This window comes from Pseudomonas sp. 9_2_1 (assembly GCF_059295275.1).
In genome coordinates, this window is record NZ_CM181239.1 from 6,148,578 (window position 1) to 6,167,980 (window position 19,403).

19 protein-coding genes are annotated in these 19,403 nt (G+C 59.2%); 1 reads left to right on the plus strand and 18 read right to left on the minus strand.

The window, feature by feature from the left end:
* Window positions 1–428: 428 nt before the first annotated feature.
* The 8 genes from AC5O5I_RS27905 to AC5O5I_RS27940 form a co-directional block, all read right to left on the minus strand.
* Window positions 429–809 carry a winged helix-turn-helix domain-containing protein gene (locus tag AC5O5I_RS27905; RefSeq protein WP_172286569.1) on the minus strand — a complete coding sequence of 127 codons (381 nt, stop codon included), beginning with the start codon at window positions 807–809 and terminating at the stop codon, window positions 429–431.
* Window positions 810–932: 123 nt separating this feature from the next.
* Window positions 933–1,565, minus strand: a complete 633-nt coding sequence (gene grxB / locus AC5O5I_RS27910; protein ID WP_494511879.1) for a glutaredoxin 2 — start codon at window positions 1,563–1,565, stop codon at window positions 933–935.
* Between the two features lie 39 nt (window positions 1,566–1,604).
* On the minus strand, window positions 1,605–2,357 hold the full coding sequence (locus tag AC5O5I_RS27915) for an SDR family NAD(P)-dependent oxidoreductase (protein WP_172288322.1): 753 nt from the start codon (window positions 2,355–2,357) through the stop codon (window positions 1,605–1,607).
* A gap of 59 nt (window positions 2,358–2,416) precedes the next feature.
* Window positions 2,417–4,447, minus strand: coding sequence for a pyrroloquinoline quinone-dependent dehydrogenase (locus AC5O5I_RS27920; protein ID WP_172288320.1), 2,031 nt, complete (start codon window positions 4,445–4,447; stop codon window positions 2,417–2,419).
* Window positions 4,448–4,458: 11 nt separating this feature from the next.
* A complete protein-coding gene (locus AC5O5I_RS27925; RefSeq protein WP_172288318.1) occupies window positions 4,459–4,857 on the minus strand; it encodes a glucose dehydrogenase in 399 nt (132 codons plus the stop codon).
* A gap of 30 nt (window positions 4,858–4,887) precedes the next feature.
* Window positions 4,888–6,189 (minus strand): MFS transporter, encoded by a 1,302-nt coding sequence (locus AC5O5I_RS27930; protein WP_172288316.1) that lies wholly within the window; start codon window positions 6,187–6,189, stop codon window positions 4,888–4,890.
* A gap of 131 nt (window positions 6,190–6,320) precedes the next feature.
* Window positions 6,321–7,322 (minus strand): transketolase family protein, encoded by a 1,002-nt coding sequence (locus AC5O5I_RS27935; protein ID WP_494511880.1) that lies wholly within the window; start codon window positions 7,320–7,322, stop codon window positions 6,321–6,323.
* On the minus strand, window positions 7,319–8,176 hold the full coding sequence (locus tag AC5O5I_RS27940; protein ID WP_172287444.1) for a transketolase: 858 nt from the start codon (window positions 8,174–8,176) through the stop codon (window positions 7,319–7,321). Before AC5O5I_RS27940 ends, AC5O5I_RS27935 begins: the two co-directional genes overlap by 4 nt.
* A gap of 149 nt (window positions 8,177–8,325) precedes the next feature.
* Between AC5O5I_RS27940 and AC5O5I_RS27945 the strand changes: the two genes are divergently transcribed.
* On the plus strand, window positions 8,326–9,210 hold the full coding sequence (locus AC5O5I_RS27945; RefSeq protein WP_172287443.1) for a LysR substrate-binding domain-containing protein: 885 nt from the start codon (window positions 8,326–8,328) through the stop codon (window positions 9,208–9,210).
* 121 nt (window positions 9,211–9,331) lie between these two features.
* Here AC5O5I_RS27945 and glmS read toward each other — a convergent pair whose 3' ends face one another.
* From glmS to atpE, 10 genes are all read right to left on the minus strand, one after another.
* Complete coding sequence (glmS, locus tag AC5O5I_RS27950) at window positions 9,332–11,167, minus strand: glutamine--fructose-6-phosphate transaminase (isomerizing) (RefSeq protein ID WP_172227318.1); 1,836 nt, start codon at window positions 11,165–11,167, stop codon at window positions 9,332–9,334.
* A 2-nt stretch (window positions 11,168–11,169) separates the two neighbouring features.
* Window positions 11,170–11,946, minus strand: a complete 777-nt coding sequence (locus AC5O5I_RS27955; protein ID WP_494511881.1) for a DeoR/GlpR family DNA-binding transcription regulator — start codon at window positions 11,944–11,946, stop codon at window positions 11,170–11,172.
* A 175-nt stretch (window positions 11,947–12,121) separates the two neighbouring features.
* On the minus strand, window positions 12,122–13,489 hold the full coding sequence (gene glmU / locus AC5O5I_RS27960) for a bifunctional UDP-N-acetylglucosamine diphosphorylase/glucosamine-1-phosphate N-acetyltransferase GlmU (protein ID WP_494511882.1): 1,368 nt from the start codon (window positions 13,487–13,489) through the stop codon (window positions 12,122–12,124).
* Window positions 13,490–13,608: 119 nt separating this feature from the next.
* Window positions 13,609–14,028, minus strand: coding sequence for a F0F1 ATP synthase subunit epsilon (locus AC5O5I_RS27965; RefSeq protein ID WP_041167946.1), 420 nt, complete (start codon window positions 14,026–14,028; stop codon window positions 13,609–13,611).
* Window positions 14,029–14,071: 43 nt separating this feature from the next.
* A complete protein-coding gene (atpD, locus tag AC5O5I_RS27970; RefSeq protein ID WP_043199911.1) occupies window positions 14,072–15,448 on the minus strand; it encodes a F0F1 ATP synthase subunit beta in 1,377 nt (458 codons plus the stop codon).
* 27 nt (window positions 15,449–15,475) lie between these two features.
* Window positions 15,476–16,336: a F0F1 ATP synthase subunit gamma gene (gene atpG, locus AC5O5I_RS27975; RefSeq protein ID WP_172287441.1), complete on the minus strand. Its 861-nt coding sequence runs from the start codon at window positions 16,334–16,336 to the stop codon at window positions 15,476–15,478.
* A 48-nt stretch (window positions 16,337–16,384) separates the two neighbouring features.
* On the minus strand, window positions 16,385–17,929 hold the full coding sequence (gene atpA, locus AC5O5I_RS27980) for a F0F1 ATP synthase subunit alpha (RefSeq protein ID WP_012274911.1): 1,545 nt from the start codon (window positions 17,927–17,929) through the stop codon (window positions 16,385–16,387).
* Window positions 17,930–17,950: 21 nt separating this feature from the next.
* Window positions 17,951–18,487, minus strand: a complete 537-nt coding sequence (locus AC5O5I_RS27985; protein ID WP_003253191.1) for a F0F1 ATP synthase subunit delta — start codon at window positions 18,485–18,487, stop codon at window positions 17,951–17,953.
* Between the two features lie 12 nt (window positions 18,488–18,499).
* Window positions 18,500–18,970 carry a F0F1 ATP synthase subunit B gene (locus tag AC5O5I_RS27990; RefSeq protein WP_172225118.1) on the minus strand — a complete coding sequence of 157 codons (471 nt, stop codon included), beginning with the start codon at window positions 18,968–18,970 and terminating at the stop codon, window positions 18,500–18,502.
* Between the two features lie 57 nt (window positions 18,971–19,027).
* The gene (atpE, locus tag AC5O5I_RS27995; RefSeq protein WP_003097235.1) at window positions 19,028–19,285 is read right to left on the minus strand and encodes a F0F1 ATP synthase subunit C; all 258 of its coding nucleotides are present in this window, start codon (window positions 19,283–19,285) and stop codon (window positions 19,028–19,030) included.
* Between the last annotated feature and the right edge of the window lie 118 nt (window positions 19,286–19,403).

Below are 19,403 nucleotides of genomic sequence, written 5' to 3' on the forward strand. Positions count from 1 at the left end.
AGTGTCCAGGAAACCAGGGGCGATTCGACCTGTATTGGAACGGGCATCAGAGAACGCCAGACTTAGGCAGGAAGGGGTGACGCGGGGGGAATGGTGAACCGCCCGATGAAGGGAAGCGAGCGCTTCCCTCTACCGGCGACAGTTTTAATTGTTCGAAAACAGGTTTAATTCAACGAAACCATTTTGTATTTAGAGAATTAAAACTATCGCAACGGCAGGCCAAATTCCGGGCCTTGCGGCCTTGATTGGAGAAATTGCAAAGCTGTCACAAATGCTCAAAAAGCGATTTCAAGCTAATGGTGTATAGAATTGAATCTGACGCAGCCAACAACGGCGCGGCGTTGAGCGCCGTTGAGCGAGTGCCATATCGATGATGCTATTCAATGGGCTGCGCGCCCCACGAACGCAGTGGTCAGAGACCAGCGCAACTACCGAGACCTGTTACCGACGTTGACGTTGCCCAGCGAACGTAGACTAATCCCCCTGCCACGATGCGTCTTGATTTCAAACGGTGCATGCACGGCCGCAAGGGCTTTTCGTAAGTAGCAGATCTGAACGTCAATGATCTTGGTACCGGGGTCAAAATCGTATCCCCAGACCTCCGTCAGTACGGTTTGGCGATTCACCACCTGTTCCCCGTGGCGAATCAGAAGCGCCAGGAGCCGGGATGGCGTGGGCTTCAGCTGAAAATGGTGATCATGAAGGCGCACCACGTTTTGCTGAATGCACAAGGACATCACTGTCCCGCAGCTGGCAGTCAACTCCAATTGCTCGAAGGTATTGGTCGCAGCGCTCTGGCTATGAGACATGGTGGGGAGACACCCTCAACAGTGAGAATCGCCGCGGCCGCGTGAGCGAAACCCGACGCGCAGGTATGTACCATCAGCGCGTCAGCACGCTGTACCAGCTATAAAACCGCGGGATTGATTCGATCAGCGGCTCTGCTCGAACAGCAATGGCACACCGCACTTCTGACTTAGGTGTTCCATGTAGGAACGTACCGCCTCTGGGAAAATGACGGCCCGAACGATGGACAGCGAACGAAGCAATGGCCACAGCGTGATGTCGTTAATCCCGATGGCCTTCCTGATGGCGAGCAGCGGCACCAAAGCCTCCAGCATGGGCTCGATTTGCCCCACCAATGTTGGAGTGGTGTTACGCAATTCATCCAGATTTCCGAAGGCATGCTCCTCACGCAGCCGGTAGGCTTCTCGCGCGGCCGGCGTGGCGACTTCCGCAAAGTCTCCCTCTACGAAACGTGGAATGAAGAGTTTGAGCGCGGTCGGCCAAATTTCCTTAACCCAAGCATCCAACCCCTCGCTTTGGGGAGCGACGAGTATCGGCGTGCCAATCGCGTCGACATACCGCACGATATCCAAGCTCTCCCCCATAAAAGTACCGTCCTGCTTTTCCAGGATAGGTACCGCCTTCTTACCGATCAAACGGGTGGGTGTCTCGACGTCACCCTCCATGATCACCTGTAGATCAACGGCAAGGCCTTTGAGGCCAAAGATCATCCGCGCCCTCGTGCAGAACGGGCAATGTTCATAGATGTAGAGTTTCATCACGTTTCTCCACCTTGAATGGCATCGAGGCCGTGTGCCTCAGAATTGCACCGACCGCGTGAGACCACCGTCTACCAGCAGGTTCGTACCGGTTGTAAAGCTGGCGGCTGGACTGGCGAGAAATACGACTGCCTTCGCCACCTCTTCTGGCGTAGCCATGCGTCCCATCGGATTTTCGGCCAGGCACTTTGCAAAGGTTTCCGGCTGATCACGCTCGATGTCGCACCACACGCCATCTGCGAAGTACACATTTCCAGGGGAAACAGAATTGACCCGGATCCCTTCGCAGGCATGCCGTGCCGACAAGGTTTTGCCGTAGTGCAGCAAGGCAGCCTTCAGGATGCCGTAGGGTTCGGCGAACATATCGACTTCGCGCCCGGATACGCTGGAGATCAGCACCACCGAGGCAGCCGCCGATTGGCGCAGTGCCGGCAGCGCGGCCTTGACCATTGCGGCACTGCCGAGCAGGTCAGTGTCGAATGCCCGACGCCAGGTGGCAAGATCATCGCCGCCGGCCAATGCACTGACGTTGGGCACCACGATATCCAGCCCGCCCATCTGCTCGGCAGCCGAGGTAACCCATGCCTCCACTTGCCCGGGCTGGGTGACATCCACGGCCGTACCGAACGCACGCGAGCCGAATTCAGCGGCAGCACGTTCAACGCCCGCAGTACCACGCGCGCAGAATGCGACTTGCGCACCTTCCTGAAGAAAAAGCTCAGCAATCGCGCGTCCAATGCCTCGCGATGCTCCACTGACCAGCACGCGTTTTTCCTTCAAACCCAGATCCATGGTTCATCTCCTCTAGCGATTATTGCTGCGAAGGGGCATGGAGCGCCCCGTCGCCCGGATTACTTGCGCAGCTTGTACGCAATGATTTCGTCGCTTGTTCCGGTTTCCATGAAGGCATGGCCGGAGGCCGACACGAGCACGTACTGTTCGCCGTTCACCTCGTAGGAGATCGGGTTGGCCTGTGCACCGACGTTCAGCACGTCTTCCCACAGGACCTCACCAGTGGCGGTATCGATCGCACGGAACAGGTTGTCGGTGGCCGCGCCGACGAAGGTCAGACCGCCTGCAGTGACGACTGTGCCGCCGTTATTGGGCAGCCCGATGTTGAGCGGCAGGTGCGAAGGAATGCCGAACGGGCCATTGCGGCGTGCAGTACCCAGCGGCTCATCCCAAACTGTCTTGCCGGTATCCAGGCTTACAGCTCGAATTCCACCGTAGGGAGGGGCCGAGCACGGCACGCCAGTACCCCAGTTCCGCCAGCCGGCGTTCACGCTGATCGCATAGGGCGCGTTGATTTGGGGGTAGACGGAGGCTCCGCCTTCACCCTTGCCCGACTTGCTGCCGGCCTTGTTCAACGCTGTCTCATCGACCTTCGGCGCGTAGATCGGCTTGAGCCCCATCTGATTGGCCTGATCCCGCGGAATCAGCTGATTGAGATTGGGGATGTCGTTGTAGTTGGCGATGATCAGACGGCGCACCGGGTCAATGGCAACCGAGCCCCAGTCCGAGCCACCGTTGTAGCCCGGGTACTGAATCCAAGGACGATCTACCGAAGGCGGTGTCAGGTAGCCCTCGTAGTTAGCCTGACGAAACTGGATGCGGCACATCAGCTGGTCCAGAGGCGAGAAGCCCCACATGTCAGCTTCGGTCTTGGGCGCCTTGCGCAGGGTGTGCCACTCGGAGGTAGGCTGGGTGTCGGCAAGGTATTTAGGCTCGACCGAACCGCCCTTGGGGGCCTTGACCTCGCCTATCGGAGTCAAAGGTTCGCCCGTAGCGCGGTCGAGGATGTAGATGTCACCCTGCTTGGTCGGCAACAGCACCGCCGGCACCGGCTTTCCGTCCTTCCCTGGGAAGTCGAGCATGGTCGGCTGGCTGCCCAGGTCGTAATCCCAGACGTCGTGGCGAATGGTCTGGAAGTGCCAAACATCCTTGCCCGTCTTGACGTCGACCGCGACCAACGAGTCGGAGTATTTGTTCTCCGCTTCGCTGCGGTTAGAGCCGTAATAGTCGATAGACGAGTTGCTGATCGGCAGATAGACGTAGCCGAGCTTTTCGTCACCCACCGCTGCTGTCCACATGTTCGGTGTGCCGCGAGTGTAGGTGCTGCCCTCGGCAGGTCCATGGACATTGTCCTGGTTACCTAGATCCCAAGCCCACGCCATTTTTCCGGTGACAGCGTGGTAGCCGCGAATCACCCCTGATGGGGCATCTTCGTCCTGGCCGTCGCGGATCTGCGCGCCAGTCACGACAATGCCATTGACGATCGCGGGCGGCGCTGTGACGGCATACCAGCCAGGGACCTTCTTGCCCAAGCCTTCCCAGAGGTCGACTGAACCGTTCTGACCGAAGTCCTTGCATGGTTCCCCGGTGTGCAGGTCGACGGCGATCAGCCTTGCATCCAGCGTGGCTTCCACCACACGGCTGCGGCACTGGGCAGTTTCCGGTATTTGTGGAGCGGTGTAGACCGCCACTCCACGGCAAGCGGCGGCATGGGGAATGGCCTGGTCCGCTACTCCCGGGTCATGACGCCAGTTTTCTTTACCGGTCGCAGCATCGATCGAGATCATGATGTTCTTGGCCGAACACATCAGTAGATCGTTGCCTACCTTGATTGGCGTGGTTTCTGGTGAATAGCGGCTGCCAGGGTTTGGCAGATCTCGGGTGTGGTAGACGAAAGCACGCTCAAGGCGCTCGACGTTTGCTGGCGTGATCTGCTTAAGGGGGCTGAAGCGCTGGGCGTTGTGATCGCCACCGTAGAATGGCCAGTCACTGCCAACTTGCGGCACACCTTCAGCCTGAGCGAATTGCACCTGCACGGCGCAAGAAATGGCGAGAGCAAGCGCGCCCCCACGTTTGACGGTAGTAAACATGACGAACCTCGTTACACAGCAGTGCGGGCGGCGCGGCGCAGCGCCGGCGACAGAGTCAGGATCAAAAGCAGGATCACAGTCATGGCCACCAGCCGAGGCACTAGCCCCCACCAATTGAGGCCGACTTCCCACAGGGCCCAGATCACTGTCAGCCCCCAGATCACTGCAAACAGGTGGATGGCACTGCGTCGCTGCCGCCAAAGCAGGGCGGCGGTTAGCACACAACCAGCACCTGCCAGGCCGTAGTACCAGCTACCGCCCAAGACCACCAGCCACACGCCACCGCCGAACAGAGCCATGCCAAATAGGCTAAGAGTCAAGGCCAGGACGACTGTTGCCAACCGCCACTTCCCGCTGAGACCAGGCTGCGCCTGGTCGTTGTTGCAGGACACACCACTACGTTGATTCATGACGCTACAGCTTCCTTCATCACAAGTAATTCAAGCCACCGCCTGGTTGCCTGGAGCGGCAAAGCCGATCGGTCGACGGGTACAAAACATCGAGAGCATCGCGCCGATCACCAACAGGGCACCGACCACGACAAAGGCCAAAGCAAAACTGCCGGAGCCAGCCACCACGTAGCCGGTCACGATTGGCGCCAACAGACCGAACAGGTTGCCGATCGCGGTGATGAAACCTGCCGCGGTACCGACATCGTCCTCAGAGCGCACCAGGTCGTTGACCAGCGAGAGGTTCAGGGAGATCGCCGAAGCGCAGGTGGCTAGCGACAGGGTAATCACGAAGAGAATCGCCCAGGTGCTGTCGATCGCGGGCACCAAGAAGATCACCGAGGACGCCAGTAGCACGCTGGCGACTACCATGCGGCGCTGGCCTGTTTCAGCTGCACCGGGGCGCATCGCCTTGTCGCTGAGGCGACCGATGACGATGGCGAGCACGGCCGCACCCAGATAGGGAATGGCGGTGTAGAAGCCACTCGACATCACCGTTAGGCCCTTCTCGGCCTGCAGGTAGCTCGGGAGCCAGGTGAGGAAAAAATAGGTGGCATACACCGCGCAGCCGTGCGACAGAGAAATTGCCCACATGCTGCTGGAGCGGGCCAGGCCTTTGAGCCCGAGGGAAACAGGCTGCGCTTCGCTGCAGCCGGAAGTGACGCTGCCATGGGCGATCTCTGCGCGCTCGGCATCGTCCAGCCAAGGTGCCTTAGCGGGGTGGTTGTACCACTTCAACCAGGCGGCCAACCAGATAAAGCCCAGAGCGCCAGCCACCACGAATGCGATTCGCCAGCCAAACGCGCTGATCAGCCAGCCAAACCCAATGGCGCCGATGGCGGGGCCGACAAGACTGCCGCTATGGAATACGGCGGTGGCCATGCCGCGCTCCTTGAGCGGCATCCATTCCCGAATGACCCTTGCACCGGCGGGATACGTGGTGGATTCGCCCATGCCCATGATGAGCCGGCAGCTGAGCAACGAGATGAACCCTGTCGACAAGGCCGTGCAGGCGGTTGCTACCGACCAGACGCCGATGCCATAGCCGTTGACCTTTTTCGGGCCAAAACGCCCCACCAGGTACCCCATGGGAATTAGGGCCAGGAAGTAGAGCCACACGAACGATGAGAATAGGTAGCCCATCGCAACAGGTGAGATATCGAACTCTTCCTGGAGCACCTTGGACGCCACCGAAAGAGATACTCGGTCGACGTAGTTGATCAACGTCAGGGTGAAGAGAAACGCGTAGATCCAGACGCGCTTCTTTTTCAACAGGTTGGTGTCTTTATGCATCGCCATCACCTTGTATTTATTGGGACGATCCAGGGACGAGAACTCGGCGTCTCGGCAAAGAGGCTACTCACGATGCCCGGGCAGCAGGCACTTGATCGTCAGCAGCCATTGCGCATTTGCTGAGCGTTCGGTTAACCCAGCCAACGCTGGATATTCGAGACCATGACTTCCTTGGAGATGCCGTAGCGGTCGTGGAGGGTCGGCAGTGCGCCTGCGTCGAGGAACTGGTCAGGCAGTGCCACGTGGCGCACTTCGGGCTGCACGCGGGCTTGCAGCAACGCCATGGCAATGGCTTCACCCAAACCGCCAATCTGGGTGTGGTTCTCTGCGATCACCACCAGCCGGCCTTCGCGGCGGCACTGCTCGACGATGGTCTGCACGTCCAGCGGCTTGATAGTCGGAACGTGCAAGACGGCGGTGTCGATCGTGCTCTGACTCAGTTCATCAGCCACTTCCAGAGCTCGCATGGTCATCAGGCCCGAGGCAATGATCAGCACGTCCTTGCCATCGCGCAGCAACTTGGCCTTGCCCAGTTCAAACTTGTAGTCGTACTCGTCCAGAATTAGCGGAACCCGTCCGCGCGGGAGGCGCATGTACACGGGGCCGTTGTGCTCGGCGATTGCAGCCACACACTGCTCGGTTTCCAGTGCATCGCAGGGGTCGATGACCATCATCTGAGGGATCGCGCGCATCATCGCGAGGTCTTCGGTCGCCTGGTGACTCGGACCGTAGCCAGTGGTCAAACCTGGCAGCGCTGCGCAAATCTTCACGTTGAGGTTTTCCTCGGCAATCACCTGGTGAATGAAGTCATAGGCGCGTCGCGTGGCGAACACTGCATAGGTAGTGGCGAACGCCACGAAGCCTTCCTTCGCCATACCCCCGGCTGCCGCCATGAGCAGTTGTTCCGCCATGCCCATCTGCAGGAATCGCTCCGGGTAGCGTTGGGCGAAGATGTGCAGGTCGGTGTACTTGGCCAGGTCTGCAGTCATGCCAACGATGCGGGGATCCTTCTGACCAGCCTTAACCAAAGCGTGGCCAAATGGTGCAGAGGTGGTGCGTTGCCCTTCACTGGCAATGGAAGCGATCATGGACGACGTGGTGAGCTTCGGCTTTGCTGGAGAGGCGGCAGTCATTGGTGGCTCCTTGGCGCGTGGATCTCATCGAGGTCTGCAAGTGCTTGCTGCCACTCCTGGGGCTCGACCCGGATGAAGTGGTTCTTGTCACGCTGTTCCAGGAACGGCACGCCTTTACCCATCAAGGTATCGAAGAGGATCACCCGGGGCTTATCGCCAGGGAGCGCCCGCGCGGTATCGAAGGCATCGATCACAGCCTGCAGGTTGTTGCCGTCGACGCGTTGCACATGCCACCCAAACGCGGCCCACTTATCGACGAGAGGCTCGAACTGAAGGATGTCGTGCGATGGGCCGTCGGCCTGTTGGCGGTTGATGTCCACCAGGTTGATGAGGTTGCCCAACCGGTGGTGTGCGGCCGACATGGCAGCCTCCCATACCGCGCCTTCATCCAACTCGCCGTCAGACATGGAGTTGTACACGAACGCCCCGTTGCCCTTGAGGCGCAGCCCCAGCGCCTGACCCACCGCGATGGCCAGCCCTTGGCCCAACGAGCCACCCGAGATTTCCATGCCGGGTGTGTAGGTAGCCATGCCAGACATCGGCAGCCGACTATCGTCAGAGCCATAGGTTTCCAGCTCTTCTTCCGGCAGCACTCCCGCCTCCAGCAAAGCGGCGTACAAGGCTATGGCATAGTGTCCATGGGACAGCAGAAAGCGATCCCGCCCTTCCCAGTCGGGTTGATCAGGGCGAATATTCATGGCGTGGCAGTAGGCAACAGCTAGCACATCGGCCCAGCCCAACGCCTGGCCTACGTAGCCCTGGCCTTGGACCTCACCCATGCGCAGCGCGAAGCGACGGATGCGCCAAGCGTGCGCCGACATCCGGGCAAAGTGCTCATTGCGACTCTCGGTCATATTGTTCTCCATTGGTGACCAGCGATCCGGTGTCACTGATGTAGAAGATTCATCGGTAAGCATCGAATTGAGTAACCAGTTGATGTTCATGTAAAAATACAGAGCCGACAAAAGGTTTAAATTCGCCAACCAATGAACTGGATTCATCAATGAAGGTGTTGAAACGGTTGCCTCTGCCAGCGCTCAGGGTTTTCGAGGCGGCAGGCCGAACGTGCTCGTTCGTGGAAGCAGCAAAAGAGCTTGATCTCTCGCCCAGTGCGGTGAGCCATGCAATCCGAAAACTGGAAGCCGCTGCCGAAATTTCGCTGTTCGTCCGCAACACCAGGCACACGGCGTTGACGGCTGAAGGAGCCATGCTGCTCGATCACGTACAACGCGGCTTCGAAGAGATGAGTCGGGGTTTAGCGATCGCGACCAACGAGACGGCGCTCCCCCTGCGCTTGCATACCGCGCCGACCTTTGCCAGTCAGTGGCTGGTCCCGCGCCTGGCCGGGTTCTTGAGAGACCACCCTGGCATCGACTTGCGTATCTCCGCTAGCACGGATTACGCACTGTTCGACAATGACGACTTCGACCTGGATATCGTGTATGGCGAGCCCCGGCCGTCCTCGCATGAAAAGACGCCGTTGCGCATCGAAGAGCTGACGCCACTGTGCAGCCCTGAAGTCGCAAGGTCTCTACGCTCGCCACAGGATCTGTACTCTCAGTTTCTGATACAGAGCGATGGGCAGTCGGTGCAATGGAAAGGCTGGTTTGCGGCAAACGCGATGCAACCGCCGCAATCTTATGGTCTGGCGTTCGACCGGAGTTCAATGGGTATCGCTGCGGCGGCAGGTGGTCTGGGAGTAGTCCTTGAATCGGATTTAGTAGCCGAGCAAGAGCTGGCGAGCGGTCGCTTGGTCCGTCCACTGCGGGATGTGAGCCACAGCGTCCGGTACGTGGGCCATTACCTGGTACATCCCCGTCGGCCCACGCAGCCTCACGCCGTCACTCAATTCAAGCAATGGCTGTTCAAGGAGCTGGCTGTGATCTGATCGCTGGGTCATACCCCCTATGCGCTACACCTGCGACCTCAGTAATCACCTGGTGCTTGTAGAGCAGAAAGTGACTGCAAAAAGTACAGCATCCACCACCAAAACGCCCCCGGCTCTCGCCTTACTCGACAGTAACCGACTTGGCCAGGTTACGCGGCTGATCCACGTCGGTGCCTTTCAGCACAGCGACGTAGTAAGACAGCAGCTGCAACGGAATGGTGTACAGGATCGGCGCCAGGGCATCGGCGATGTGCGGCACCTTGATCACGTGCGTACCTTCACCATTGGTCATACCAGCGTGCTCGTCGGCAAACACTACCAACTCGCCACCACGGGCACGTACTTCCTGCAGGTTGGATTTCAGCTTTTCCAGCAGTTCGTTGTTCGGGGCCACGGTAACCACCGGCATGTCGTTATCCACCAGTGCCAGCGGGCCATGCTTCAGCTCGCCTGCCGGGTAGGCTTCGGCGTGGATGTAGGAGATTTCCTTGAGCTTGAGCGCACCCTCCATCGCGACCGGGTACTGCGCACCACGGCCAAGGAACAGGGTGTGGTGCTTGTCGGCAAACAGCTCGGCAATTTTCTCGACGGTGGCGTCCATGGCCAGGGCTTCGCCCAGACGGGTCGGCAGGCGGCGCAGTTCTTCCACCAGCTCGGCTTCGACGCCGGCATCCAGGGTACCGCGCACCCGGCCAAGGGCCAGCGTCAGCAGCATCAGCGAAACCAGCTGGGTGGTGAAGGCTTTGGTGGAAGCCACGCCGATTTCCGGGCCGGCCAGGGTCAGCAGGGTCAGGTCCGACTCACGTACCAACGAGCTGATGCCCACGTTGCAGATTGCCAGGCTGCCCAGGAAACCCAGCTCCTTGGCGTTACGCAAAGCGGCCAGGGTGTCGGCGGTTTCGCCGGACTGCGAGATGGAGACGAACAGGGTGTCCGGCTGCACCACCACCTTGCGGTAGCGGAACTCGCTGGCTACCTCGACCTGGCATGGGATACCCGCCAGGCTTTCCAGCCAGTAGCGAGCTACCATGCCCGCGTGGTAGCTGGTGCCGCACGCAACGATCTGTACATTCCGTACCTTGCCAAACAGCTCGGCGGCCTGCGGTCCGAAGGCCTGGACCAAGACGTGGTCAGTGCCCAGACGGCCTTCCAGGGTGCGCTGCACCACGCTTGGCTGCTCATGGATTTCCTTGAGCATGAAGTGACGGTAAGTGCCCTTGTCAGCAGCTTCGGCACCTTCGTGGTACTGCACGGTTTCGCGCTGAACCTTGTCGCCCTGCACGTCCCAGATGGAAACCTGGTCACGGCGGATTTCGGCGATGTCGCCTTCTTCCAGGTACATGAAGCGGTCGGTGACCTGGCGCAGGGCCAGTTGGTCGGAGGCCAGGAAGTTCTCGCCCAGGCCCAGGCCGATGACCAGCGGGCTGCCGCTGCGGGCTGCAACAAGGCGGTCAGGCTGCTTGGCGCTGATCAGCGCCAGGCCGTAGGCACCATGCAGGCGCTTGACCGCAGCCTTCAGGGCATCGGTCAGGTCAGGGATGGTTTTCAGGGTGTGGTGAATCAGGTGGACGATCACTTCGGTATCGGTCTGCGAGGTGAAGGCGTAGCCCAGCGCCTTCAGCTCTTCGCGCAGCTCCTCGTGGTTCTCGATGATGCCATTGTGCACAACGGCCACTTCACTCGCCGAGAAGTGCGGGTGTGCATTGCCTTCGGTTGGCGCACCGTGGGTAGCCCAACGGGTGTGGGCGATGCCCAGCTGGCCTGCCAACGGGTCTGCTGCAACAGCTGCTTCCAGCTCGCTGACCTTGCCGATGCGGCGGCGGCGCTGCAGTTCACCGTTCTGGGTGAGCACTGCCAGGCCAGCGCTGTCGTACCCGCGGTACTCGAGACGCTTGAGGCCTTCGATCAGGATGGCTGTGATATTACGCTCGGCGACGGCGCCAACGATTCCACACATGTTTATTGCTCCTGGCTGATCGCGGCGCAGATCAGGTTGACGCCACGGGCTTGAATTTGTTCGCGTGCCGCTGCGGGCAGGCGTTCGTCTGTAATCAGAGTGTGCACGCTGCTCCATGGCAGCTCGAGGTTGGGGATCTTGCGCCCTACCTTGTCGGACTCCACCATCACGATCACTTCACGGGCTACCTCGGCCATGACCCGACTGAGCCCAAGCAGCTCGTTGAAGGTGGTGGTACCGCGGCCGAGGTCGATGCCATCGGCACCGATGAACAGCTGGTCGAAATCGTAAGAGCGTAATACCTGCTCGGCCACCTGGCCCTGGAACGACTCGGAATGCGGGTCCCAGGTACCGCCGGTCATCAGCAGCACCGGTTCGTGTTCCAGGTCGCAGATGGCCTGGGCCACGTTAAGCGAATTGGTCATCACCACCAGGCCGGGCTGGCGCCCCAGCTCCGGGATCATGGCCGCCGTGGTACTGCCGCTGTCGATGATGATCCGTGCATGTTCGCGGATGCGCCCGACAGCTGCCCGGGCGATGGCCTTTTTATAGGAAGAGACAGGCTGAGCGGGCTCACCGAGCAGCTCTTGCGGGACAGGCACCGCACCACCATAGCGCCTCAGCAGCAGGCCGTTGGTTTCCAGGGCGGCGAGGTCTTTGCGGATGGTCACTTCCGACGTTTCGAAACGCTTGGCCAACGCGTCCACGCTCACCTCGCCCTGCTCGCTGAGCAAAGCCAGAATGTTGTGCCGTCGTTGTGGGGTGTTTCGTTTCGACATGAGCGCTTAAGTTTCGTTTCGAAAGATAATGGTTGCAATCAAAACCTAAGATGAGCGTTTCGTCAAGCTGTGGATAAATCTTTCAGCTGCTCGGAATTACACCAGGAATCTCTACCCACAAAAAAGCCGACCTATTCTCATAGGTCGGCTTTGAGTAGAAACAGCTGTGTATAACTCAGCTCTTCTTGAGCTTCTCCGGCCGCTTCCAGCCTTCGATATTGCGCTGGCGCGCACGACCTACAGCCAACTCCCCGGCTTTCACTGTCTGGGTGATGGTCGAACCGGCAGCGGTAGTCGCCCCCGCCTGGATATCCACAGGCGCCACCAGGGAATTATTCGAGCCGATGAACACATCTTCGCCCATCACGGTCTTGAACTTGTTGGCACCATCGTAATTGCAGGTGATGGTGCCGGCACCGATATTGGTGCGCGCACCGATTTCTGCATCGCCCAGATAGCTCAGGTGACCAGCCTTGGCCCCCTCACCCAGGTGCGCATTCTTCAGTTCGACAAAGTTACCCACATGGGCCTTGGCGTCCAGCACGCTGCCCGGGCGCAAGCGGGCGAACGGCCCCGCATCGCTGCCCTCGCCCATCACCGCGCCTTCGAGGTGGCTGTTGGCCTTGACCACCGCCCCTTTGCGCAGGGTGGTGTTCTTGATCACGCAGTTAGGGCCGATCTGGACACCGTCCTCGATGACCACTTTGCCTTCGAGGATAACGTTGATGTCGATCAGCACATCGCGACCAACGATGACTTCACCGCGCACATCGAAGCGTGCAGGATCGCGCAGGGTGACACCTTGCGCCATCAGTCGACGGCCTTCGCGCAGCTGGTAATGGCGCTCCAGCTCGGAAAGCTGGCGCCGGTCATTGGCGCCCTGCACTTCCATCGCATCATGTGGCTGCTCGGTGGCAACCACCAGGCCATCGGCTACAGCCATGGCAATGATGTCAGTCAGGTAATACTCGCCCTGGGCATTGTTGTTCGACAGGCGACTCATCCAATCGGCAAGGCGTGCGGCCGGGAGGGCGAGAATACCGGTGTTGCCTTCCTTGATGGCTTTCTGCGCGTCGGTGGCGTCCTTGTGCTCGACGATTGCAGTCACCATGCCTTGCTCGTCACGGACGATACGGCCATAACCGGTCGGGTCATCGAGGGTCACCGTGAGCAGGCCCAGCTGCTTGTCGTTGGCCTTGGCCAGCAGACGCTGCAGTGTTTCCACTTCAATCAACGGCACATCGCCGTACAGTACCAGCACGGTGTCCGCGGAGATTGCCGGCAGCGCCTGGGCAACTGCGTGGCCGGTGCCCAGCTGCTTGTCCTGCATGACGAAATTCAGGTCGTCAGCAGTCAGGCGCTCGCGAACCAGCTCGGCACCGTGGCCAATCACCACATGAATACCTTGCGGCTGCAGTTGGCGCGCGCTGTGGATAACATGGCCAAGCATCGAGTTGCCGGCTACCGGATGCAGCACTTTGGGCAGCGCCGAACGCATGCGAGTGCCTTGGCCGGCGGCGAGAATAACGATATCGAGTGACATTACTGGCTACCAATCCTGGGCGGTCAGTGAAATGACCGGGGGGAAAACGGAAAAAGAAAAAGGGTAGCCGAGGCTACCCTTTTACTCAATCACAACAGCAGTCATCAGCCCTGGGCCGATTACTTGCCTTTGCGCATTTGCTGGACAGTACGCAGCTGGGCTGCGGCCTCGGCCAGACGTGCGGCGGCGGCGCTGTAGTCGAAGTCCGCACCTTTCAGATTCAGGGCGTTCTCGGCAGCCTTGAGGGCTTCCTGAGCCTGCGCTTCATCCAGGTCTGCAGCACGTTGCACGGTATCGGCAAGCACCTTGACCATGTTCGGCTGAACCTCGAGGAAACCACCAGAGATGTAGAACACCTCTTGGGCGCCACCCTGCTTGGTCAGCGTGATCGGACCTGGCTTCAGATTGGTGATCAGCGGCGCGTGGCCTGGAGCGATACCAAGATCACCCAGGTTACCGTGCGCAACCACCATCTCGACCAGACCGGAGAAAATTTCTCCTTCCGCGCTGACGATATCGCAATGGACTGTCATAGCCATCTGCTTGCCTCAACCTGATAGCGCCCCTTGCGGGGCGCAGGAATTACAGTTTCTTGGCTTTCTCGATCGCTTCGTCGATGCTGCCGACCATGTAGAACGCTTGTTCTGGCAGGTGGTCGTAGTCACCTTTGAGGATGCCGCTGAAGCCAGCGATGGTGTCTTTCAGGGAAACGTACTTGCCTGGCGAACCGGTGAAGACTTCGGCCACGAAGAACGGCTGCGACAGGAAGCGCTGGATCTTACGAGCGCGGGCTACCAGTTGCTTGTCGGTCTCGGACAGTTCGTCCATACCCAGGATCGCAATGATGTCCTTCAGCTCTTTATAGCGCTGCAGAACATACTGAACGCCACGAGCGGTGTCGTAGTGCTCATTGCCGATCACGTTCGGGTCCAGCTGGCGCGAAGTCGAGTCCAGTGGATCGACCGCTGGGTAGATACCCAGGGAGGCGATGTCACGAGACAGAACGACGGTGGCGTCCAAGTGGGCGAAGGTGGTCGCTGGCGACGGGTCGGTCAAGTCGTCCGCAGGAACGTATACGGCCTGAACGGAGGTGATCGAACCTTCCTTGGTGGAGGTGATGCGCTCTTGCAGAACGCCCATCTCTTCAGCCAGGGTCGGCTGGTAACCTACTGCCGAAGGCATACGGCCCAGCAGTGCGGATACTTCGGTACCGGCCAGGGTGTAACGATAGATGTTGTCGACGAACAGCAGAACGTCGTTACCTTCGTCACGGAACTTCTCGGCCATGGTCAGGCCGGTCAGCGCTACGCGCAGACGGTTTCCTGGTGGCTCGTTCATCTGACCGTAGACCAGCGCTACCTTGTCGAGAACGTTGGAGTCCTTCATCTCGTGGTAGAAGTCGTTACCCTCACGAGTACGCTCACCCACACCAGCGAACACGGAGTAACCGCTGTGTTCCATGGCGATGTTACGGATCAGTTCCATCATGTTTACGGTCTTGCCGACACCGGCACCACCGAACAGACCAACCTTACCACCCTTGGCGAACGGGCAAACCAGGTCGATAACCTTGATGCCGGTTTCCAGCAGGTCGTTGCCGCCTGCCTGGTCAGCGAACGAAGGCGCTGGCTGGTGGATACCGCGACGCTCTTCTTCACCGATCGGGCCGGCTTCGTCGATCGGGTTGCCCAGTACGTCCATGATACGGCCCAGGGTGGCCTTACCAACAGGAACGGAAATGGCAGCACCGGTGTCGACGACATCCAGACCGCGCTTCAGGCCTTCGGTCGAGCCCATGGCAATGGTACGAACCACGCCGTCGCCCAGCTGCTGCTGAACTTCGAGGGTGGTTTCCGCGCCTTGTACTTTCAGCGCGTTGTATACACTCGGTACGCCGTCACGTGGGAATTCCACGTCGATGACGGCGCCGATGATTTGAACGATACGTCCGCTACTCATAGCTGGATCCTCTGAATATGTGAACCGTTAAACCGCGGCAGCGCCGCCGACGATTTCCGAGATCTCCTGGGTGATCGCAGCCTGACGCGCCTTGTTGTAGATCAATTGCAGCTCTTTGATCAAATCACCGGCGTTGTCTGTGGCGTTTTTCATGGCGATCATCCGGGCCGCTTGTTCAGCAGCGTTGTTCTCGACCACCGCCTGGTACACCTGCGACTCCACGTAACGCACCATCAAGCCGTCCAGCAGCTCTTTTGCGTCGGGTTCGTACAGGTAGTCCCAGTGGTGCTTGAGTTCCTGATCCGGGGTTGCCACCAACGGTACCAATTGCTCGACCGTCGGTTGTTGGGTCATGGTGTTGATGAACTTGTTCGAAACCACCGAGAGGCGATCGATACGGCCATCGAGGTAGGCGTCCAGCATCACTTTGACGGAGCCGATCAGATCATTGATCGATGGCTCTTCGCCCAAGTGGCTGATCGCGGCTACGACGTTGCCGCCAAAGATGCGGAAGAAAGTCGCACCCTTGCTGCCGATCACGCACAGGTCGATTTCAACGCCCTGTTCGCGGTTTGCGCTCATGTCCTTGACCAAGGCCTTGAACAGGTTGGTATTCAAGCCACCGCACAGACCACGGTCACTGCTCACCACGATATAACCGGCGCGCTTTACAGGGCGCTCGATCATGAATGGGTGGCGGTATTCCGGGTTGGCGTTGGCCAGATGACCGATCACCTGGCGGATACGCTCCGCGTAAGGACGGCTAGCAGCCATGCGCATTTGTGCCCTGCGCATCTTGCTGACCGCCACTTTCTCCATGGCGCTGGTAATTTTTTGCGTGCTTTTGATGCTCGCAATCTTACTGCGAATCTCTTTTGCGCCTGCCATGTATCACCTATCAGGTTAGCAAGCGGGGGCCAGGGCCCCCGCTGCGGCTTACCAGGTCTGGGTGGCCTTGAACTTCTCGATGCCGGCTTTCAGGCCTGCGTCGATTTCGTCGTTGAAGTCACCCTTCACGTTGATCTTCGCCATCAGTTCAGCGTGATCACGGTTGAAGAAGGCGATCAGTGCTTGCTCGAAGCTGCCGATCTTGGAGACTTCTACGTCAGTCAGGAAGCCACGCTCAGCGGCGTACAGCGACAGGGCCATGTCCGCGATGGACATCGGCGCGTACTGCTTCTGCTTCATCAGCTCGGTAACGCGCTGACCATGCTCCAGCTGCTTGCGGGTCGCTTCGTCCAGATCGGAAGCGAACTGGGCGAATGCAGCCAGCTCACGGTACTGAGCCAGAGCGGTACGAATACCACCGGACAGCTTCTTGATGATCTTGGTCTGAGCGGCACCACCTACGCGGGATACCGAAACACCGGCGTTCACTGCAGGGCGGATGCCCGAGTTGAACATGGCCGATTCCAGGAAGATCTGACCGTCGGTGATGGAAATCACGTTGGTCGGAACGAACGCGGAAACGTCGCCAGCCTGGGTTTCGATGATCGGCAGAGCGGTCAGGGAACCGGTTTTGCCAGTGACAGCACCGTTGGTGAACTTCTCGACGTACTCTTCCGAAACGCGCGATGCACGCTCCAGCAGACGGGAGTGGAGATAGAACACGTCGCCTGGGTACGCTTCACGTCCTGGTGGACGGCGCAGCAGCAGGGAGATCTGACGGTACGCAACGGCCTGCTTGGACAGGTCATCGTAAACGATCAGCGCGTCTTCACCGCGGTCACGGAAGAACTCGCCCATGGTGCAACCGGCGTATGGCGCCAGGAATTGCAGTGCAGCGGATTCCGAGGCACTGGCAACAACCACGATGGTGTTGGCCAGGGCGCCGTTTTCTTCCAGCTTGCGAACGATGTTGGCAACGGTGGAACGCTTCTGGCCGACAGCAACATAAACGCAGAAAATACCGGAATCTTTCTGGTTGATGATGGCGTCGATGGCCATGGCGGTCTTGCCGATCTGACGGTCGCCAATGATCAGCTCGCGCTGGCCACGGCCGACAGGGATCATGGCGTCGACGGATTTGTAGCCAGTCTGTACAGGCTGGTCTACCGACTTACGCCAGATCACGCCTGGAGCCACTTTCTCGACCGCGTCGGTCTGGGTGTTGCCCAGAGGACCTTTGCCGTCGATCGGGTTACCCAGTGCGTCGACAACGCGGCCCAGCAGTTCCTTACCAACCGGAACTTCCAGGATGCGGCCGGTGCACTTGGCGCTCATGCCTTCGGCGAGGGTGTCATAGGCACCCAGGATCACTGCACCTACGGAGTCTTGCTCCAGGTTCAGGGCCATGCCGTAGACGCCGCCAGGGAACTCGATCATTTCGCCGTACATGACGTCGGCCAGACCGTGGATCCGCACGATACCGTCGGATACCGAAACAACGGTACCTTCGTTACGGGCTTGGGAGCTCACATCGAGGTTGTCGATGCGGCCCTTGATGATTTCACTAATTTCGGAAGGATTGAGTTGCTGCATTGCTCTGCTGCCCCTTCAAACTCAAGATTTCAATGCTTCGGCCAGTTTCGCGATTTTGCCGCGAACAGAGCCATCGATTACCAGGTCACCAGCGCGGATGACGACGCCGCCAATCAGGCTGGCATCCTCCGACGCGTGCAGGCGCACTTCCTGGCCTAGCCGTGCACTGAGAACCTTGGCGAGTTTGTCTTGCTGTTCTTGGTTCAACGCGAAGGCACTGGTGACTTCCACGTCCACGGACTTCTCTTGCTCGGCCTTGTACAGGTCGAACAGAGCGGCAATCTCCGGCAGAAGCAGGAGACGGTCGTTTTCCGCGGCAACATGAATGAAATTCTGTGCCTGTGCATTGAACTTGTCACCGCACACGTCAATGAACGTGGCGGCCTTTTCTGCGCTCGTCAGTCGCGGGGCCTTGAGCAGGCGCTGCATGGTGTCGTCTTGCGACACCGCAGCAGCCAGGCCGAGCATGGCTGACCAATTGGCCAGTTGCTGATGGGCCTGGGCATGCTCAAAGGCAGCCTTAGCGTAAGGTCGGGCCAACGTGGTCAGTTCTGCCATGATCGCCCTCGCTTAAATTTCAGCGGCCAGTTTGTTAACCAGCTCCGCATGCGCGTTTTGATCGATTGTGGCGCCAAGGATCTTTTCAGCACCGCCAACAGCCAGAGCACCCACTTGGGCACGCAGGGCGTCTTTGGCACCGTTCAGTTCCTGTTCGATCTCGGCCAGAGCCTGAGCTTTCACACGGTCAGCTTCGACGCGGGCCTGTTCACGGGCTTCCTCGACAAGCTGAGCAGCGCGTTTCTTGCTTTGCTCAATGATTTCGGCTGCCTGTGCTTTAGCTTCACGCAGTTGCTGGCCCGCTTTCTCTTGGGCCAGCTCCAGGTCGCGAGCTGCGCGGTTGGCAGCGTCCAAACCGTCGGCAATCTTCTTTTGGCGCTCTTGCAGAGCAGTGATGACCGGAGGCCATACATACTTCATGCAGAAGAGTACAAAAATCAGGAAGGCAACGGATTGGCCAATCAGGGTTGCATTAATGTTCACGCCAACACCTCGCTCGGTCTTAATTCATCACAGCCATCAACTCGTGGTTACGAGTGATTAGCCGGCGATCTGACCAACGAACGGATTCGCGAAGGTGAAGAACAGAGCGATACCAACACCGATCATGGTTACGGCGTCGAGCAGACCGGCAACGATGAACATTTTGACCTGCAGCATTGGAACCATTTCTGGCTGGCGAGCAGCGCCTTCCAGGAATTTGCCGCCCAGCAGGCCGAAACCAATGGCGGTACCCAGAGCACCCAGGCCGATCAGCAGAGCAACAGCGATAGCGGTCAGACCAACTACAGTTTCCATCTTTCCTCCCGACTTTTACGTCGTATTGGTTAGGTTTTTAGTTTGAAGCGGTAAAACAAATCGTTAGGTACAGCATGCCCTTGCGGACTTTTTAAGCCCTCCCCCCAAACCGGCGGGG

Excerpts from the sequence above, each read along its gene's own strand:
- AC5O5I_RS27945 (WP_172287443.1), top strand. The coding sequence starts at position 8,326 with ATGAAGGTGTTGAAACGGTTGCCTCTGCCAGCGCTCAGGGTTTTCGAG.
- grxB (WP_494511879.1), bottom strand. The coding sequence starts at position 1,565 with ATGAAACTCTACATCTATGAACATTGCCCGTTCTGCACGAGGGCGCGG.
- AC5O5I_RS27940 (WP_172287444.1), bottom strand. The coding sequence starts at position 8,176 with ATGACCGAGAGTCGCAATGAGCACTTTGCCCGGATGTCGGCGCACGCT.
- AC5O5I_RS27935 (WP_494511880.1), bottom strand. The coding sequence starts at position 7,322 with ATGACTGCCGCCTCTCCAGCAAAGCCGAAGCTCACCACGTCGTCCATG.
- AC5O5I_RS27955 (WP_494511881.1), bottom strand. The coding sequence starts at position 11,946 with ATGTCGAAACGAAACACCCCACAACGACGGCACAACATTCTGGCTTTG.
- AC5O5I_RS27925 (WP_172288318.1), bottom strand. The coding sequence starts at position 4,857 with ATGAATCAACGTAGTGGTGTGTCCTGCAACAACGACCAGGCGCAGCCT.
- AC5O5I_RS27965 (WP_041167946.1), bottom strand. The coding sequence starts at position 14,028 with ATGGCTATGACAGTCCATTGCGATATCGTCAGCGCGGAAGGAGAAATT.
- atpG (WP_172287441.1), bottom strand. The coding sequence starts at position 16,336 with ATGGCAGGCGCAAAAGAGATTCGCAGTAAGATTGCGAGCATCAAAAGC.
- AC5O5I_RS27915 (WP_172288322.1), bottom strand. The coding sequence starts at position 2,357 with ATGGATCTGGGTTTGAAGGAAAAACGCGTGCTGGTCAGTGGAGCATCG.
- glmS (WP_172227318.1), bottom strand. The coding sequence starts at position 11,167 with ATGTGTGGAATCGTTGGCGCCGTCGCCGAGCGTAATATCACAGCCATC.
- atpA (WP_012274911.1), bottom strand. The coding sequence starts at position 17,929 with ATGCAGCAACTCAATCCTTCCGAAATTAGTGAAATCATCAAGGGCCGC.
- AC5O5I_RS27905 (WP_172286569.1), bottom strand. The coding sequence starts at position 809 with ATGTCTCATAGCCAGAGCGCTGCGACCAATACCTTCGAGCAATTGGAG.
- atpE (WP_003097235.1), bottom strand. The coding sequence starts at position 19,285 with ATGGAAACTGTAGTTGGTCTGACCGCTATCGCTGTTGCTCTGCTGATC.
- atpD (WP_043199911.1), bottom strand. The coding sequence starts at position 15,448 with ATGAGTAGCGGACGTATCGTTCAAATCATCGGCGCCGTCATCGACGTG.
- glmU (WP_494511882.1), bottom strand. The coding sequence starts at position 13,489 with ATGTCACTCGATATCGTTATTCTCGCCGCCGGCCAAGGCACTCGCATG.
- AC5O5I_RS27920 (WP_172288320.1), bottom strand. The coding sequence starts at position 4,447 with ATGTTTACTACCGTCAAACGTGGGGGCGCGCTTGCTCTCGCCATTTCT.
- AC5O5I_RS27985 (WP_003253191.1), bottom strand. The coding sequence starts at position 18,487 with ATGGCAGAACTGACCACGTTGGCCCGACCTTACGCTAAGGCTGCCTTT.
- AC5O5I_RS27930 (WP_172288316.1), bottom strand. The coding sequence starts at position 6,189 with ATGCATAAAGACACCAACCTGTTGAAAAAGAAGCGCGTCTGGATCTAC.